The 16,445-nt window shown below is 53.5% G+C and carries 14 protein-coding genes; 4 read left to right on the plus strand and 10 right to left on the minus strand.

The window, feature by feature from the left end:
* Positions 1-4 precede the first annotated feature (4 nt).
* The 3 genes from G9Q38_RS11640 to G9Q38_RS11650 are packed head-to-tail and all read left to right on the plus strand — an operon-like array spanning position 5 to position 4,252.
* Positions 5-1,030: a lysylphosphatidylglycerol synthase transmembrane domain-containing protein gene (locus tag G9Q38_RS11640; RefSeq protein WP_166131121.1), complete on the plus strand. Its 1,026-nt coding sequence runs from the start codon at positions 5-7 to the stop codon at positions 1,028-1,030.
* A 4-nt stretch (positions 1,031-1,034) separates the two neighbouring features.
* Positions 1,035-3,254, plus strand: a complete 2,220-nt coding sequence (locus tag G9Q38_RS11645) for a glycosyltransferase (protein WP_166131124.1) — start codon at positions 1,035-1,037, stop codon at positions 3,252-3,254.
* Positions 3,255-3,286: 32 nt separating this feature from the next.
* Positions 3,287-4,252: a zinc-binding metallopeptidase family protein gene (locus G9Q38_RS11650; RefSeq protein ID WP_166131126.1), complete on the plus strand. Its 966-nt coding sequence runs from the start codon at positions 3,287-3,289 to the stop codon at positions 4,250-4,252.
* Here G9Q38_RS11650 and G9Q38_RS11655 read toward each other — a convergent pair.
* From G9Q38_RS11655 to ilvD, 4 genes are read right to left on the minus strand one after another with little or no spacing between them, the layout of a single operon-like run.
* Positions 4,249-7,338 carry an efflux RND transporter permease subunit gene (locus G9Q38_RS11655; protein ID WP_166131129.1) on the minus strand — a complete coding sequence of 1,030 codons (3,090 nt, stop codon included), beginning with the start codon at positions 7,336-7,338 and terminating at the stop codon, positions 4,249-4,251. The genes G9Q38_RS11650 and G9Q38_RS11655 overlap by 4 nt on opposite strands.
* Positions 7,331-8,548, minus strand: coding sequence for an efflux RND transporter periplasmic adaptor subunit (locus G9Q38_RS11660; RefSeq protein WP_166131132.1), 1,218 nt, complete (start codon positions 8,546-8,548; stop codon positions 7,331-7,333). The genes G9Q38_RS11655 and G9Q38_RS11660 overlap by 8 nt, the downstream gene beginning before the upstream one ends.
* Positions 8,545-9,945, minus strand: a complete 1,401-nt coding sequence (locus G9Q38_RS11665; protein ID WP_166131134.1) for an efflux transporter outer membrane subunit — start codon at positions 9,943-9,945, stop codon at positions 8,545-8,547. The genes G9Q38_RS11660 and G9Q38_RS11665 overlap by 4 nt, the downstream gene beginning before the upstream one ends.
* 2 nt (positions 9,946-9,947) lie before the next feature.
* The gene (ilvD, locus tag G9Q38_RS11670; protein WP_166131137.1) at positions 9,948-11,630 is read right to left on the minus strand and encodes a dihydroxy-acid dehydratase; all 1,683 of its coding nucleotides are present in this window, start codon (positions 11,628-11,630) and stop codon (positions 9,948-9,950) included.
* A gap of 182 nt (positions 11,631-11,812) precedes the next feature.
* Between ilvD and G9Q38_RS11675 the strand changes: the two genes are divergently transcribed.
* A complete protein-coding gene (locus G9Q38_RS11675) occupies positions 11,813-12,826 on the plus strand; it encodes a serine hydrolase domain-containing protein (protein ID WP_166131140.1) in 1,014 nt (337 codons plus the stop codon).
* Positions 12,827-12,831: 5 nt separating this feature from the next.
* Here G9Q38_RS11675 and G9Q38_RS11680 read toward each other — a convergent pair whose 3' ends face one another.
* The 6 genes from G9Q38_RS11680 to G9Q38_RS11705 all read right to left on the minus strand — a co-directional run bounded on the left by G9Q38_RS11680 (position 12,832) and on the right by G9Q38_RS11705 (position 16,401).
* Positions 12,832-13,149 (minus strand): hypothetical protein, encoded by a 318-nt coding sequence (locus tag G9Q38_RS11680; protein ID WP_166131142.1) that lies wholly within the window; start codon positions 13,147-13,149, stop codon positions 12,832-12,834.
* 17 nt (positions 13,150-13,166) lie between these two features.
* Positions 13,167-14,150 carry a tetratricopeptide repeat protein gene (locus G9Q38_RS11685; protein WP_166131145.1) on the minus strand — a complete coding sequence of 328 codons (984 nt, stop codon included), beginning with the start codon at positions 14,148-14,150 and terminating at the stop codon, positions 13,167-13,169.
* Between the two features lie 126 nt (positions 14,151-14,276).
* Positions 14,277-14,729 carry an SRPBCC family protein gene (locus tag G9Q38_RS11690; protein WP_166131147.1) on the minus strand — a complete coding sequence of 151 codons (453 nt, stop codon included), beginning with the start codon at positions 14,727-14,729 and terminating at the stop codon, positions 14,277-14,279.
* Between the two features lie 84 nt (positions 14,730-14,813).
* Positions 14,814-15,182, minus strand: a complete 369-nt coding sequence (locus tag G9Q38_RS11695; RefSeq protein ID WP_166131150.1) for a YciI family protein — start codon at positions 15,180-15,182, stop codon at positions 14,814-14,816.
* The gene (locus G9Q38_RS11700) at positions 15,179-15,991 is read right to left on the minus strand and encodes a VOC family protein (protein ID WP_166131153.1); all 813 of its coding nucleotides are present in this window, start codon (positions 15,989-15,991) and stop codon (positions 15,179-15,181) included. Before G9Q38_RS11700 ends, G9Q38_RS11695 begins: the two co-directional genes overlap by 4 nt.
* 38 nt (positions 15,992-16,029) lie before the next feature.
* Entirely contained in the window at positions 16,030-16,401 is a 372-nt protein-coding gene (locus G9Q38_RS11705; RefSeq protein ID WP_166131155.1) for a DUF1428 domain-containing protein, read from the minus strand.
* Positions 16,402-16,445: the final 44 nt, after the last annotated feature.

Genomic DNA, 16,445 nt, shown 5'->3' on the forward strand with positions numbered 1-16,445 from the left:
TCGCGTGATTACATTACCTTTCAACCGATTAAAAGTAGCCGGCTTTGCAGTGCTGTTTGTCGTGCTCAGCGCGCTGGTACCCCTTACTATTCAACAGGAATTAAACGGCAAGGCCGACCAGCTTTGGAGTGCCCTGTTCAGCCCATGGATGATTGTCTCAGCCTTGGCGCTGCTGACAGTTTATTATTTAAGTGATGCGCTCAGGTTGTGGTTCACCCTGCGCGCCCTTGGCCAACATCAGCGTTTGCGCGCCATGTTCCCTTTGGTGTTCATTAATATACTGTTTTCCAATATTACGCCCATGGCAACCGGCGGGGGCGTCGTACAGGTGTGGTTTTTACATCGGCGCGGAATACATATCGGTGCCGCAACGGCGGCAACGACATTACGCACGCTGCTGGCCAGCTTAATGATTTTCCTGCCGGCACCTTTTCTCATGATCGGCATCGACCACCTTATCGATAACCCGGCAATCAGCACCTGGGGCCCCTGGATGGGGCTGTTCGCTGCGCTCTATGTTGCCTTCTTTTTTGTCGTGCTCTTGCGTTTGCGCTGGTTTATGCATGCCGGTGCCACAATGCTGGCAATTTTGCGGCGAACTCATTTAATTAACGCAGCTCGTGAGCGTCGGTGGCGGTTTCGTCTAAGACGGGAAATAATTCGTTTTGATTACAGTTTTCGGGCTTTTTTTAAAGCCGGTCGGACGGATCGATTGGCGGCACTGATATCAACGGCTACATTTCTGGTTTCTCTTTTTTCCTTCCCGGCTTTACTCATGTGGGGCCTGGGATATCCAGTCGATTACCCGTTGATTCTGGCGCTGATGCTTGTCAACACGTTTATCATGTATTTTGCCCCTACACCTGGAGCAGCCGGCATTGCCGAGGGCGTATTTGCAATATTGTTCTCCACGCTGGCAGGGTCGGGCGAGTTACTGATTCTGGTATTGGGATGGCGGTTTCTTACCGTTCACCTGGGCATGTTAATTGGCGTACCCATTACGTTATATGCTCTGGGTCGCAAAGGTTAATGCCATGAATAGAAGAACACTTCATTGGTTGTACTGGTTCAGCGTCATGCTGGCGATTGCGCTCGTGGCGTATCAAGTCTACCTCAATTTCTTCGAAAAAGACTTCACAGCCGAACACACTATTCAAATTGAAAAAATAGAAAGCGCCCTGAAAGATCGTGAATCGTACCGTTTTGCCGTCCTGGGCAATATCAACAACTCGGTTGGTATTTTCGAACGAAAAATTATTCCCTTGCTAAATAAAGAGAAGTACGACTTCGTTGTGTCTGCGGGTAATGCCGTATCAAATGGCGGCGAAGACAAATACCGTGCGATTTATCGTACGTTATCGCGCTTGAATATGCCCTATTTGCTGGCCTTCGGACCTCAAGAGGAAAGCCGGATCGGCGGATTTCGCTTTTACGATCACTTCGGCCCCTACCACTTCAGCTTTAAAGCAGGAAACAGCCGCTTTATTTTTCTGGACAGCACCGGCACCACCGATTTTGGCTGGCAACGCCGCTGGTTAAACAAGGAGTTAAACAGCACGCAAGAGCCGAACCGCTTTGTGTTCAGCGCCCACCCGTTCTATCCGGTCGACAAGGCGGGTTTATTCGGCTTGACCGATGAATATCTGCTTGCCGATGACGCAGAACGTACACGTATTGCCGCGCTCATTGAACAGTTCGGTGTCGACGCCGTATTTTCCACCAATTTACCCCAGTTCGACCGCCAAACCCATAATGGCACGCATTACATTATTACCGGTGGCGCCGGCGGGTTAATCATTGATAATGAGCGCAGCCATCATCATTTTGTTTCGGTGGATGTTGAGGGCGGTCAAGTCACTATTGAACAACGGCAGCTCAACATTGCGCAGCCACCGTTTTGGCGCACCCTGGAAAGCTTCTGGTTTTTTGTTCATTCCCTGTTTTATGTCGGTTATCTCAACTTTATTCTGCTGGTAACCATTGTCGTTGCAATTGCCATTTGGTTACGCAACCGAATTTTTACGGAACAAGACTACTACCCCAATTTTGACATGGACCCCGACGCGCTGAAAAACGCCCGACTGCGCATTGTCATGTTTACCAATAATTATTTGCCGTTCATTGGCGGCGTACCCATTTCCATAGAACGACTGCGTCAAGGCCTCCTAGAGCAGCGACACAAAGTACTTGTTGTTGCACCGGCGTATCCCAAAGCCAACAAAACAAAGCATGGAATATTGCGTGTGCGTACCCTCATTCCTTTCGGAAAAGGCAAAAGCTTTCGTTTGGCAAATATATTCTCACCCGCACTGTATAAACAGGTGTTGCGTTTTAAACCCAACATCATTCATGTACACCATCCATTCTGGCTTGGCAGCGCAGGGCTCTTTATTGGTCGGCGTTTGAATATCCCGGTTATCTACACCTACCACACCCGGCTGGAGCATTACGCCCACTATGTTCCCCTGCCAAGCGCTTTGTTTCGGAACCTGGCGTCGCACGCTATCGTGCGCCGTTTCGCAAATCGATGTGACGGTGTCATCGTCCCAACCGAATCGGCTGAAGAGTATCTGCGTACCATTGGCGTAAAGCGACGTGTTCTGGTTCAACCCACCGGTATCGATTTGCAAAAATTCGATGGCGTCGCCGAAGATCGCATTAATGTATTGCGCCAGGAGCACGCGCCAAATGGCGAACGTATTCTAATCAGTATTTCCAGGCTGGGAAGGGAAAAGAATATCGACTTTTTGCTGGACGCCATTGCATTATTAAAAGAAAGTAAGTTGCCGCCGTTCAAGCTATTAATTCTTGGCGATGGCCCTGAAAGAAGCCGCATTCAGGGAAAAATTAACCAGTTGGGGCTGCGTAGTTCGATTTCTCTACTGGGGTCTGTACCACCCGAGCGCGTTCCGGAGTATTGCCGGGCAGGCGACTTGTTCTTATTCGCTTCGCGCTCAGAAACCCAGGGCATGGTCATACTAGAGGCGATGGCGTCGGGCATGCCGGTTGTTGCCGTGCGTTCAAGTGGTATTGACGATATTGTTGAGAACGGTGTGAATGGTTTTAAAACGCCGCCAAGCAAGCAACAATGGTGTGAACGTATTAAACAAATTTTAGACGACGAGCCTTTGCGCAAGCAGCTTTCACAAAACGCAAAGCTAACGGCCTCGAAATACAGTATTACGTGTTTCAGTGAACATGTGCACCGTTTTTACGCTCAAATTTTGACTGCTGCACGACAGAATGAAAAGTAGGTATGCTGGTACTCATTTGGAGGCTGTAACACATGCGTGTATTTTCCAATCCAGTCGGTTCGGGCTCTCTTTGGTTTGATAACCTGACCACTGCCGACGGCACCCCCGTTGCCTACGACCCGCAAGCACGTGCATTTCTACCGATGCCCCCTTTTTGTGCAAACCGCGAGCGGATTAACTGCAACTGGATTGCGCCTGAGCAAGGCGCCCTTTGTCGATCATGTGCCATGACGACGCTGACGCCCGACCCAAACATCCCCGACGCCATTTTCAACTGGGCGCTCACCGAAGCGGCCAAACGCTGGGTACTCGATAACCTGGGTCGATGGCATTGGTTCAGGCCGGAAGACCCTGGCACACGGCCCGTTTTCCATATGCTCGCCGAAGGCCTGATTCCTGTGCTTATGGGCCATGGTGACGGTGTCGTGACCATAAGCGTCGCCGAAGCTGATCCGGTGGTGGGTATTACCCGCCGCCAAACCCTTGCTGAACCTTACCGGACCATGATGGGTCACATGCGCCACGAAATTGCACACATGCTTTGGTGGCGGTTAAGTTTGCGCGACGATTTTCTTGAGGCCTTTCGTGCTATGTTTGGCGACGAACGCGCCAATTACACCGCCGCGCTTCAACGTTATTACAACGAAGGCCCACCGTCCGACTGGACCCAGCACTTTCTAACCTCTTACGCTACTTCACATCCGCATGAAGACTGGGCCGAGACGACAGCGCATTTATTACACCTGACTGATATTACCGACAGCTTCGTCGCGGCCGAATTGTCTTCCCCGGAATTACCAACTGGAGGCTGGGACCCCTACGCGGAACCAGATACCAACCGTCTGATACATATCGCCGCATCGCTGACGGTAGGCGTCAATCACGTTAACCGCTCAATGGGCTTGTCGGATCTTTACCCGTTTGTACTGTCAACCACCGCGCGCAATAAACTTGCTTTTGTGCATGATTGGTTGCGCCGTGGAGCTCAAGGCCTTTAATACGCCTTAATATCTTCCAGAACCAAGTACAGACAAGGCACCAGAAACAGAATCAAAGCGGTGGCAAACACAATACCAAACCCCAGTGACACCGCCATAGGAATAATATAAGTGGCCTGAAGCGAAGTTTCAGCAATAATGGGCGCAAGACCACCAAAGGTAGTCAATGTTGTCAGGACGATGGGTCGGAAGCGACGCAACCCCGCTTCGTAGATCGCCTGGGCCGGCCCCAAGCCCGCGTTTTGACGTCGGTTGGCATATGACACCATGATGAGCGAGTCATTCACCACGACGCCTGACAATGCCACAATGCCCATGATACTGACCAGTGAAAGCTCCATCCCCAGAATCATGTGGCCGATAATTGCCCCCACTGCGCCGAAGGGTATCGCCAATATCACCACCAAAGGTTGCAGATAGCTGCCGAAAGCGACTGCCAGCAATGCAAAAATAGCGATCATGGCCAGCCCGAAGCCGCCCCAAAGCGCCGCGGTGGATTCTCTGAGATCAGCCTGGCTGCCCTGAAAGCTCCAGGTCAGCCCTGGGAAATCCGCGCGCAGTTGCGGCAGTATTTCGGTTTGTACCAGTTCCAGCACCTGACCAACTGCCGGCTTGGGTTCGACATCCGTACCGACGGTAATGATCCGCCGACCGTCTCGACGATCGATCGAGCGAAAAGAGGTGCTAACTGTGATCTCTGCCACATCAAGTAACGGCACCTCCTGACCCGAAGGCGTACGAATCACCAAGTTGTTCAAGTAATAAAGATCCTGGCGCTGAAACTCCGGCAAACGCACCCGAATTTCATTTTCATTAATGCCGCGCAACTGACGCAAGGCAATACTGCCGTAGAAAGCATCCCGCAGTTGTCGGCCTATGTCGGCGCCTGTAAGGCCCAACGCCCGCCCTTCTGCTGTAAGACTAATATCGAACTGCGGTTTGCCGGGGCTGTAATTGTCGTTGACATTGCGGGTCTGATTAACTTGTTCCAGCTCTTCAACAAACCGTTGGCTGGCCTGGGCAAGGATATCGATGTCGATATGGCTTAGGTCGACGCTAATGTCATCACGCCAACTGCCCGGTCCTTGCTCGGCCTCGAAAGTGATTTGATCCACACCTTTAAAATCGCCCAACTCGTTGCGCCACAGGGCAATGATCTCGTTGACCGTCATATCACGATCCTGCTCCGGGCGCAGCACCAGTTCAACGTCGATAAACTGCTGTCCACCTCGCACATTCGTCTTGATGCCTTCGACATTGCGACTCAGATTATTCGCTTCGAACAGGCGTTGCGTGTCTTCAGTTATTGCCATGGCCAGCTCGCCGGCCTGACGAGCGGTCGTGCCAACCGGCAGTCGAACCGCCGCTTCGATTTCATCGGCCGGCGCCTCCGGCATCATAATCATGCCCATATGGTCGCTGGTGGCATAGGCGCCCGAGACGACCATAATGGTAAAGGCAGCGCTAAGCGTGAAATAACGAAACCGTAGCGCCATATCCAACAGTGGCCGGTAAACCCGGTTAACCAACGCCTCGAACCCCTGGGAAAACGCACGCTGTACACGATGCATCCCGCGACCATAAACAGTAACGCTGCCGCGTCCACTGCGAGCCAGATGCGCAGGCAGAATAAACAGAGCCTCCACCAGGGAAATCGCCAGCACCAGTATCACCACCATACCCAACGGCCACCAGAACTTGCCTGTTGTACCGGGTATGAACAGCAATGGCAGGAAAGCGACGATATTAGTAAGAATACTGAAGGTCACCGGGCCGGCAATATCGCGCGCGCCTTTAATGGCGGCCTCCATGAAACTCATACCCTTCTCACGGTACTCGTAGATGTTCTCTCCCACGACGATCGCGTCGTCAACCACAATACCCAACACCATGAGAAAGCCGAACATGGAAATCATATTAATACTGACCCCCATCGCCGGCAGGAACAATACACTACCAACAAAGGAAATGGTCATCCCCATCATGATCCAGAATGCCAGCCGATATTCCAGAAACAAGCTGAGGATCACCATGACGATGATCATGGCCATAACGCCATTACCAAGCAGCATGTTCATTCGCTCTTCAAACTGCTTGGCCCGGTTACTGTCTATGCGAACATCAACCCCCTCCGGTAGCGTGACAGACAGTTCAGCCATCACCTTTTCAACTGCATCGGCAATCTCCAGGGGCGACTGCTCACCCGTGCGGAAGATTTCAATCTCCACCGAATACTGGCCGTTAAACCGAGAATGAAACCCATCTTCCTCGAACCCATCGCGAACGGTGGCGATATCGCCAAGCGTAACCGTACCTCCCGAGTCCGCATTCAGGATCACAATGTCTTCAAACGCGTCAGCCCATTGCTTGCGCTCCTTAAGCCTTAGCAGAATATCGCCCTCTTCTGTGGCCATGGACCCTGCAGGAGTGTCGCGGCTGGACTGTTCGATTAGGCGGGCTACATCGGACAAAGTCAGGTCGTACTTTCGCAATGTCTCCTGGCTGATCTCGACACTGGTCATGTAATCGGGCACATCGTCGATGACGGCCTGCGTGATGGCGTCTTCCGAAAGTAACCGGTTGCGCACCTGCTCACCAAGCTGACGCAGTGTCCAGATATCCACATCGCCATATATCGTCAGTTCCATGACGTCCTGGGTTGGTACGACCAGTTGTACCCTTGGCTCCTCAGCCTCTTCAGGAAAGGTGCGTACACGATCCACCGCTTGCTGAATGTCCTGCAAGGCCTGCATCTGGTTACTGCCGGCAACCAGTTCCAGTAGGATGGTGCCGGTATCCTCACGGGCCGTAGAGGTCATCTCTTTAATGCTTTGGATACCCTGCACCGCCTCTTCGACGGGCAACAGAATACCCTTCTCCACTTCCTCGGGCGCGGCGCCAGGGTAATTAACCGTGACCTCGACAATATCCAGCTGAAATTCTGGAAAGACCTCTTTTTGCACCTGCAAAGCCATCCAGAAGCCGCCCACCAGCAACAGAATCATCATCAGGTTGGCGGCAATAGAGTTACGGGCCATCCACTCGATGGGGCCGACCCAACCCTTTCGGCCTGATTCGTCACTCATCGCGCTCACCTTCCAACCTTAATCGGGCTCCGTTGACGACAGAAGCCAAATCATTGGTGATAATCTGATCGCCATCCGCAAGCCCGGCACTAATGTAAGCGTATTCTTGATCCCGAAAGGCAATGTCGACATTGCGTATGGATAGCCGGTTGTCCTCCATGACCCAAACCGTGTCATTACGACGCACCAGATTTCGGTCAAGGCGAATCACGCTTTCCAACGGCCGTCCTTTTATCACCACCCGCACTTGAGTGCCGAGGATCAGCGGCGGTTTGCCTGCTGACTGCTCCAGCGCAAGCGGATCCTCCACCGTAATCAAGACCCGGGCCATGCGGGTATTGGCGTCCAGGTCACCCACCAGTTGCTGCAGTTCCCCTTCACGGGTTACCCCAGCCGGCCAGACCGTATCATGGCGCAAGGTAACCGGCGATTTCGGAGAATTGGGGTCATCGTTAAAATCCAACCACTGAAGCTTGGAAAGCGGAACGGTGGCCTCTACCCAGTATTGTTGGGTTCCCACCAACCGGCCGAGGGCCTGGCCGGGACTCACCTGTGAGCCTTCGGTGACCTCACGGCTGAGCACCCGGGCAGGGAAAGGCGCACGGATATCGGTTCGACCCAGATCCAATTCAGCCTGCCGCACAGCTGCTTCGGCCGCCATTATTTCAGCCTTCGCCTGTGCCATTTGCGGCTGGCGAAGCACCAGTGCTTTACTGCCGGGCTCTATCTCTTCGCCCAATAACTGGAATTCTTGCAAAGCGACAGCTTGCTGGCCCTCCTCAAGCGCCAAATTCGCTTGCGCCTGCTGAAGCTCACTACGACGTTGATCAAGCACAGTGCGATAATCTGCCGGATCGATTCTTAGTAACACCTGGCCTTCATCAACCCGATTTCCGGGGGAAAACGCTTCGGCCTGCTCGATGACCTGGCCACCTACCCTTGAGCTCAACGTTATTTCCTGGGCAGGCATCACCATACCCATTACCTCTACTGACGGCCTGAAATCAGCGCCGCTAACCGTTTGAACATCAACCAGCATCGCGGTTTCACGGACGGTGTCCGAGCGGGTGGCAGAGGGCTCCGTTTCGAAAATCAGCCAAATCAGGACGACACCCGTAAGCAGAATCAACAATGTTATAAAGCCGGTTTTTACGGGGCCGGCCCTGTGCGCTTCGGGACGGACAACATTTTCATCGACGGGGTGGCTCATAAAGAGTCATTCTCCGAATTTGTGGCATTCTGATTGTTGGATGGCTGTTCTAGGGTTTCGATACTGCCCGCCAGCGCCCGATACAGCGCGACCCGGCTAGAGAGCGACTGCTGACGGGTCGCCAGCTGTGTGCGCCTGAGGTTTTGCTGTTCCTGCAAAGCGTCCAGCACTTCGATATAACTGACGGCGCCATTCAGGTAGCGGTTACGCAACTGCCGGTAGGTCGCGTCAGCTAATTGAATTCGCGTTGCTAGATTTTCCAGGCGTCGGCGTTGTTCTTGCTCTCGGGTCAACGCATCTTCAACCTCTTGAATGGCGGTGAGAACCGCCTGGCCATATTCTCGCACCCGTTCCTCGCGCAAGGCCTGCGAGCGCCGCACCTCCGCTCGACGCTCTCCCCCATCCACCACCGGCATCACCAGATTGCCGGCCAAGGCAAGCAGCCAGTTATAAAAAAGGTCGCCGGAGCCGCGCGACTGAGAACTCAGTGATACATCGATGGAAAAACGGGGGAAGCGATTACTGATCGCGGCGGCCAATTCGCGATCTGCGGCCTGAATCAACCACCACGCCTGTTGCAGGTCTGGGCGCCGCTGAACAAGCTCAGCGGGTATCCCGGTTTCAGGCAACTCCGGGAGTGTGGGTAAAGCACCGTCGTCAGGTAACTGAACCCGGCCCGGCGATTGCCCGACCAGCACAGCCAGTTGATTTTCAAGGACACCGATCTGTGCGTTCGTTTCGTTAATACGATCAGCCGACGCCGCAACCAACTGGCGTTGACGCAAGACATCTGCACTGCTGCTCAGGCCTACGCCAAAGCGGGTTTCTATTACCTTGAGTACAGTACGATTAGTTTCAAGCTGACGCTGCGCCAGATCACGTTGCGCCCGCTGTTCCAATAACTGAAACCACGTATTGGAAATTTCCCCGCTCAGGGAAATGGCCGCCGCCTGGTAGTCTGCCAGACTCACCGACGCACGAAATTGATCTGCTTCTGTCAGAGACTGCACTCTACCCCACAGATCGACCTCATAACTCGCGCTTAGCCCAACACTAAAGAGGTTGGCGTCGGTATTGTCAGGCCCTTCTTGCCGTTCAGCGCTGCTAGTCGCGTCAAGTGACGGATACAACAAGGCTTCCTGGCGGCGGGCTACGGCCCGCGCCTGAAGCAAACGTTGATAGGCGGCCTGAAGACTCAAATTATCGTCCAGTGCCCGTCGCACAAGCTGATTCAAGTGCCGATCGTCAAACGATTTCCACCATGTATCGGAGACAGGTTGTTGCCCTGTCTCTGAAAATGAATCGGGCAGTGTCGTTGGTTGGTTCAACACAGGCTGTCGGGTAGAGCACGCAGCAAGAAACAACACCAGAATAAGGGGAAATAGCCGGTACGACATAACTATGTGTCGGTCACCGCACCACGGCTGGCCGTACCAACCAATTTTGCATATTTACCCAACACCCCACGCGTGTAGCGCGGCGCAGGCGGCCTCCAGGCGGCACGGCGTTGGGCGAGTTCTTCATCGGAAACGTCTACCTGAAGCAGCAGATGGTCCGCATCGATCGTGATCAGATCCCCTTCCTCGATGAGCGCAATGGTGCCGCCAACATAAGCCTCCGGCGCAACATGGCCGACCACCATCCCCCAGGTGCCGCCGGAAAAGCGGCCATCTGTGATCAGGCCAACGCTGTCGGTGAAACCCTTGCCGATCAATGCCGAAGTGGGGCTAAGCATCTCGCGCATGCCGGGGCCACCCTTGGGGCCTTCATAGCGAATAACAATGATGTCTCCATGGCGAATCTGGTCGGCCATAATTGCAGCCATTGTCTCGTCTTCTGAGTTGAACACCCGGGCGGGGCCCGTAATACTGCGCTTTTTTAACCCTGTGATCTTGGCCACACCACCCTCGCCGGCGAGGTTACCCTTAAGGATAGCCAAATGTCCTTGCGCATACAGTGGTTGATCAAATGGCCGAATGACTTCCTGACCGGTAGGCGGTACCTCGGGAATATGCTCAAGATTTTCGGCCACAGTGCGGCCCGTCATCGTTATGCAGTCGCCATGCAAAAGCCCGTTTGCCAATAGTACTTTCATCACCTGAGGGATACCCCCGGCTCGGTGTAAATCAACAGCAACAAACCGCCCCGAGGGCTTCATATCACACAGTACCGGAACCTTCTTGCGAATGATTTCGAAATCGTCAATCGTCAACGGTACGTCGGCTGCCGAGGCGATCGCCATCAGGTGCAGCACTGCATTGGTTGATCCACCGGTCGCCATGATTATTGCGATGGCGTTTTCCAGCGCCTTTCGGGTAACAATATCGCGTGGTTTGAGGTCGCTCTTGATCGCGTTTACCAACGCTTCAGACGATGCGGCGACCGAATCCGCTTTTTCCGGATCGGGGTTGGCCATGGTTGACGATGAAGGCATCGACATGCCCATGGCTTCAATCGCGGCCGACATGGTATTGGCGGTGTACATGCCACCGCAGGATCCATAGCTTGGGCAAGCGTTTCGCTCGATGCCGTCATAATCTTCCTTGCTCATCGTGCCGGCACTATAAGCGCCGACGGCCTCGAATGACGAAACGATGGTGAGTGGGACGCCTTTCCATTCGCCCGGTTTAATCGTGCCGCCGTAACAGAAAATAGCGGGGATGTTCATGCGTAGCATGGCCATCATCGCGCCGGGCATGTTCTTGTCACAGCCTCCGACTACTAACACACCGTCCATGAACTGGCTTTGCGTAGCGGTTTCTATGGCATCGGCAATCACTTCGCGCGACACCAGGGAATACTTCATTCCTTCTGTACCCATGGCAATGCCGTCGGTAACCGTCGGGAAACCGAACGTTTGCGGCATGGCGCCTGCCGCCTTAAGCGCGCCTTCCGCGCGCGCCGCCAATGGGCCAATGCCGGCGTTACACGGGTTCATCGTTGAATGGCCGCTGGCCACACCCACAATGGCCTTGTTGAAATCAGCATCGGTAAACCCGACGGCGCGCAGCATGGCACGGTTAGGGCTGCGGGATATGCCCTCGGTGATTGTTTTGGAGCGGCGGTTGAGCGGTGAATTCATAAAGATTCCCCTGATTCAGATGGAAAAAGGATACCCCCCTTTTCACCTACGTTCAGCGTTTAGCGATGAAATTCCGGGGCAACCATTAGAGTAACCTAGTGATCGTGTTATTTTTTGGATAGCGTTGTTTTGCGCGACTGAACGTGCGACCGCGTCTCAATCCTAAAAGGACTCACAAGCTTATGTCGTCACTCGCAAACCGAACCGGTGTCCTGCTGCTGATTTTTCTATTCCCGCTTGTTTGCGCAGCAAGCGAGCGGGACTGGCGCGTCGACATGAAGAATGACGCGGAACAACTGACACGCTTACATTCTTTAGTCATCATGCACCAGGGGCAGGAGGTAGCAGCAATGGACTTCAGCGGTACCGGCCTGGATACGCCGGTCAATATCAAGTCCTTATCCAAGACCGTACTGGCTGCACTGGTGGGCATCGCTATTGAAAAGGATGTATTCGAAGGCGTGGATCAGCCTGTGGTGGATACGCTTGGAGATCAGGTGCCAAATGCTGCAACTGACGGGGTCGAGCACATCACCCTGGGGAATTTACTGTCAATGCAGGCCGGCTTGCAGCGCACCTCGGGTGGCTATTACGGCGATTGGGTAAAAAGTAATAATTGGGTCGATTATGTGCTAACCCGCCCCTTTGTCGATGAACCTGGCGGACGCATGCTTTATTCCTCGGGTAATACTCATCTGCTCTCCGCTGCGCTCACAGAAAGCACGGGTCGAACGACGCTGGATTTGGCGCGAGACTGGCTAGGTGAGCCCCTTGGCATTACATTCCCGCCGTGGGACCAGGACCCTCAAGGCATCTACCTTGGTGGCAACAATATGATGCTTTCGCCACGCGCGCTGGCGCGTATTGGCGAGCTCTACCGCAGCGCTGGGAAGGTGGGGGAACGACGACTGTTTTCAGAACGTTGGGTAGATGAGTCCTGGCGTGGCCGAGGCCGCTCCGCCTATACCGACCACCCTTACGGTTACGGCTGGTTTCTGCACCCGCTCGCGGGTGAACCAGGTTATTACGGGCGCGGTTACGGCGGGCAGTTGCTTTATGTCATTCCCTCGTTAGAACTGACCGTGGTCATGACATCGGATCCGACACCGCCTTCTCCCGGTTCACGCTACTTAAGGCGCCAAGTTCAGTTGCTGGAAAAGCATGTTATTCCCGCCTTTCGCAGTCGCCTCAATTAAATTCATCACGCGCTACTCTGGCCTGGGCTTAAGAACCCAGCGGTCATCCGGCTATAAGGACGCTGAGCCAGGCGCTCGTTGACCAATGACTGGTGAATATCTCGGGCCCCACCACGACTCGCCGCTTCGATCAGCGTAAGGTCGATAATATCTCGCTGTGCATGGCTGCCTCCGAAAACACCACAAAAGTGGCGAACAGGTAGTAGAATTTCCACCGCTTTTCCGTCATTTTCATGCCAGAACGCTGTAAAACCCTGCACCAGCGGTAGCCCAATACGGTCGATCCACTCAGCGCAGGGAGAGTCTGCTGCGGATTGCTGCATTCGCATAACCAACGCATTCAGTTCAGAATCAAGTCCAGCGCCAAGAAATGCCATCGCCGCGTGCCAATCGTTAAAGGGATAGGTTTTTCCATCGGCATGATTACGCCAGACTTGCGCCAACTCTTTCCAGCGATCACCCACATCAACGTTACAAAGATGCAACCGCCACAAAAGCGCTGAAGCGTCGACCATTTCGAGCGCCCCGGGCTTTTACTATCACGAACGGCGCTGTCGTAAAGCGCTAAAGCTTGATCTGTTTGGCCAAGATCAAGATGAAATACCGCCCGATGCCACCAATTATGAACTTTGAAAAAATTAAGCTCACCGCTCCAGTATGGTTCACGGGCGAGCATCCAGCCAATACCGTCTTCGGGCCGTCCTTGCATTTCCATTACATGTGCCACGGCATGATGCGCCCAACAATCCAAAGGCTCCAGGGTAAGCGCGTTGCGACCGGTATCTTCCGCCTGCGCGTAGTGCCCATCTTCCTCAAGCCCAAACGCATACATGCCGAGCACCACCGAATAACCTGGCATCTGCTCAGACCAAAGGGGCATCGCCCGAGCGATGCGTTCGCGCATGTTGCGCGAATCAGCGCAGTAAAAATCCAACAAATGGCCCGTCTGCAACGCCAAAAGATCTCGCGGAAAATACATATTGTGCAAATTAAGCATCTGCGCTGCTTTAACCCAGTGTCCTGAAGACAACACCCTTGCCGCATCAAATAAGGAGCGTTCCCGACTGTTCATTTTCAGGTTGTGCGCCGTGGATAACTGACTAGTCGCCAGCTCGAATGCCGCCGGCTCTGATGACAACGCCAACATCAGCGCTTTGGCGATATGGGCCATAGGAAAATCCGGCGACACGGCTAAGGCACGATCAAGCAACGCAATCGGATCTCCGTGATACAGATTAAAAGCCGCAATTGCCTGTTCGTATGCATCCAGCGACTCACAGTTGGCGTTGGTCACTTCGTTACCCTGCATATCGCTGGTCATCATGACCTCCGGACGCAATTCACTTAAGCAAAAATTCTAAATCGCTTAGTTCCAATGGCATATCGTCCACATACCCGAGGCCATGATTCTTTCATAACAACCCTGGTTAGGGCTGTTTGCACGTGCTTCTTAGTCAGAAATGTTCGGCTCAACCAGTTTAGCCAGTTGGGCAAGAGACTCCTGCCAACCTAAATAGCAGGCCTCAATGGGAATGACAGAAGGAATCCCTTCCTGAACAATCCATAACTCGGTCCCGCATGACACCGGTTTGAAGTCAATCGTGACTTGCATTTCACCAGGAAGATTGGCGTCATCAAAACGATCGGTATGGCGAATACGTTCATTTGGCACCAGTTCAACGAAATTAACGGTAAATGAGTGGCTGTCGCCCGTACCAAAGTTGATGAACGACATTCGATAGCCGCCGCCAAGACGCACATCCATTTCATGAATCGTGCCTGTAAACCCGTATGGTGGTAGCCAGTACTCCAGCGCCTGTTTATCAGTAAATGCTTTATAGACGCGCTCAACCGGGGCCTTCAGGACGCGGTGCAAGCGAACGGTGCCGGTTTCTTCAGACATGTTTAATTCTCCCAAATATTAAGTTCGCGGCGTTTACTTGATAACGCGCTGATTCATTCACTAAAACTGCTTTTTTGCTCGTTATTAACGGTTGTTGTCTTGCGCCATTAGCTCCCGCACCGGGCGTATTTCCACACTGCCGTAGCGCGCCGGGGGAATCTTTTCCGCCAATCGAATGGCTTCATTCATATCCCGGGCTTCGAGCATGTAAAACCCGGCCAATTGCTCTTTGGTTTCGGCAAAGGGGCCGTCGGTAATGAGGGGTTTGCCATCGCGCATTCGCAACGTTGTAGCCGTTTCCGTTGAAAGCAAAGGCGCACCGTCCAGAAAATGACCACTTTCGGTTAAGTCGGCCACACACGCCATACACTCACGGTTCAGGGCGTCCCACTCTTCCTGCGACTTTTCCTGCATGGACTTTTCGTTGTAATACACCAAACATAAATATTTCATTTGGATGCTCCTGAATGATTTTCTCTGCCACCAACCAGTGCGAAGACGGCGCCTTGTGGATCGAGCCCCTTCACAATAAAGTCGCCGCCGGGGATGGCGTCGGGGCCATGAAGAACCCGCCCACCGTTATTGTTAATCTCGTTGAAAGCGGTATCGATATCGGCGCAACGAAAATAGTAATGCCACATTGGCACCGGCATCTCTTCGGGTTTAGTCATCACCGCGCCAATAACACCGTTATGACGGATGAACTCGTACTTGCCCAGCGGCCCCATTTCCATTTCGTCGTCTTTCGTCCAGCCAAATTGTGTGAAATAAAACGCTTTCGCTGCTTCAGGGTCGGTTGTAAGTAACTCGTTCCAGGCACAGTGCCCCACCCGTGGCTTGTCGGCGGCAAAAGCCAGGCTGGTCTGATTACCGGCGCCTCGCATGACGTAAAACGGCACCCCTTGTGGATCTGCAACCATGGCAAGACGGCCGACCTCTGGAATATCGGTCGGCGGCATGTGTACAGTGCCGCCGTCGGAAACCATATTGGCAACGGTTTGGTCAACATTGTCGACGCCGATATAACCTAGCCATATTGGCCTGGCGCCACCCTGGCGCATCTGTTCGGTTAATTGCATCACGTCGCCCACCTCGCGGCGCGCGCCGGTTTCATCATGAATGCTCAAGATGCGGTAGTCGATCTCGGGGTGACCGCTATTGGCCGCTTCCCAACCGAGTAGCTTGCTGTAAAAATGGATTGCGGCATTACTGTCGTCGGTTAAAAGTTCGTACCAGATAAATTCGCCGTGTTTGTTTGGCATGGCATTTTCCTTATTTTCAGAGGCTGATCAGCGATAGCCTATGCTTCCAGTGCCACTACGGGCGCAAAACCGCCGAAGACGACCCGAATACGATCAAAAGGCATGGGGTTGGTTTGCGGATCCAGGCGCGGATCACTCTTCATGGTTGTCTTCATTTTCTCCATGCCGGCATCGCGCGTTGCCTTGTCCGGCCACTCTATCCAGGAAAACACCACAGCCTCGTCGCCTGTGGCCTGCACCGCGCGACGAAAATCCGTAATTTTGCCGTCAGGTACATCGTCTTCCCAACATTCAAAAACACGAACGGCGCCCCATTCCATAAAGACTGCGCCTGCGGTTTTCGCATGCTGAATGAATTTGTCTTTGTTGGCTTTGGGTACCGCCAGAATAAAACCGTCGATATAACTCATGGGTAAGTCCTCCTTAATTAGCCGGTGGTTTACCTCTTAGTCGT

The sequence above is a fragment of the Pusillimonas sp. DMV24BSW_D genome (genome assembly GCF_011388195.1).
Lineage (GTDB): Bacteria > Pseudomonadota > Gammaproteobacteria > Burkholderiales > Burkholderiaceae_B > Neopusillimonas > Neopusillimonas aestuarii.

Excerpts from the sequence above, each read along its gene's own strand:
- G9Q38_RS11650 (WP_166131126.1), top strand. The coding sequence starts at position 3,287 with ATGCGTGTATTTTCCAATCCAGTCGGTTCGGGCTCTCTTTGGTTTGAT.
- G9Q38_RS11700 (WP_166131153.1), bottom strand. The coding sequence starts at position 15,991 with ATGCCAAACAAACACGGCGAATTTATCTGGTACGAACTTTTAACCGAC.
- G9Q38_RS11705 (WP_166131155.1), bottom strand. The coding sequence starts at position 16,401 with ATGAGTTATATCGACGGTTTTATTCTGGCGGTACCCAAAGCCAACAAA.
- G9Q38_RS11690 (WP_166131147.1), bottom strand. The coding sequence starts at position 14,729 with ATGTCTGAAGAAACCGGCACCGTTCGCTTGCACCGCGTCCTGAAGGCC.
- G9Q38_RS11645 (WP_166131124.1), top strand. The coding sequence starts at position 1,035 with ATGAATAGAAGAACACTTCATTGGTTGTACTGGTTCAGCGTCATGCTG.
- ilvD (WP_166131137.1), bottom strand. The coding sequence starts at position 11,630 with ATGAATTCACCGCTCAACCGCCGCTCCAAAACAATCACCGAGGGCATA.
- G9Q38_RS11665 (WP_166131134.1), bottom strand. The coding sequence starts at position 9,945 with ATGTCGTACCGGCTATTTCCCCTTATTCTGGTGTTGTTTCTTGCTGCG.
- G9Q38_RS11675 (WP_166131140.1), top strand. The coding sequence starts at position 11,813 with ATGTCGTCACTCGCAAACCGAACCGGTGTCCTGCTGCTGATTTTTCTA.
- G9Q38_RS11680 (WP_166131142.1), bottom strand. The coding sequence starts at position 13,149 with ATGCAGCAATCCGCAGCAGACTCTCCCTGCGCTGAGTGGATCGACCGT.
- G9Q38_RS11660 (WP_166131132.1), bottom strand. The coding sequence starts at position 8,548 with ATGAGCCACCCCGTCGATGAAAATGTTGTCCGTCCCGAAGCGCACAGG.
- G9Q38_RS11685 (WP_166131145.1), bottom strand. The coding sequence starts at position 14,150 with ATGATGACCAGCGATATGCAGGGTAACGAAGTGACCAACGCCAACTGT.
- G9Q38_RS11655 (WP_166131129.1), bottom strand. The coding sequence starts at position 7,338 with ATGAGTGACGAATCAGGCCGAAAGGGTTGGGTCGGCCCCATCGAGTGG.
- G9Q38_RS11695 (WP_166131150.1), bottom strand. The coding sequence starts at position 15,182 with ATGAAATATTTATGTTTGGTGTATTACAACGAAAAGTCCATGCAGGAA.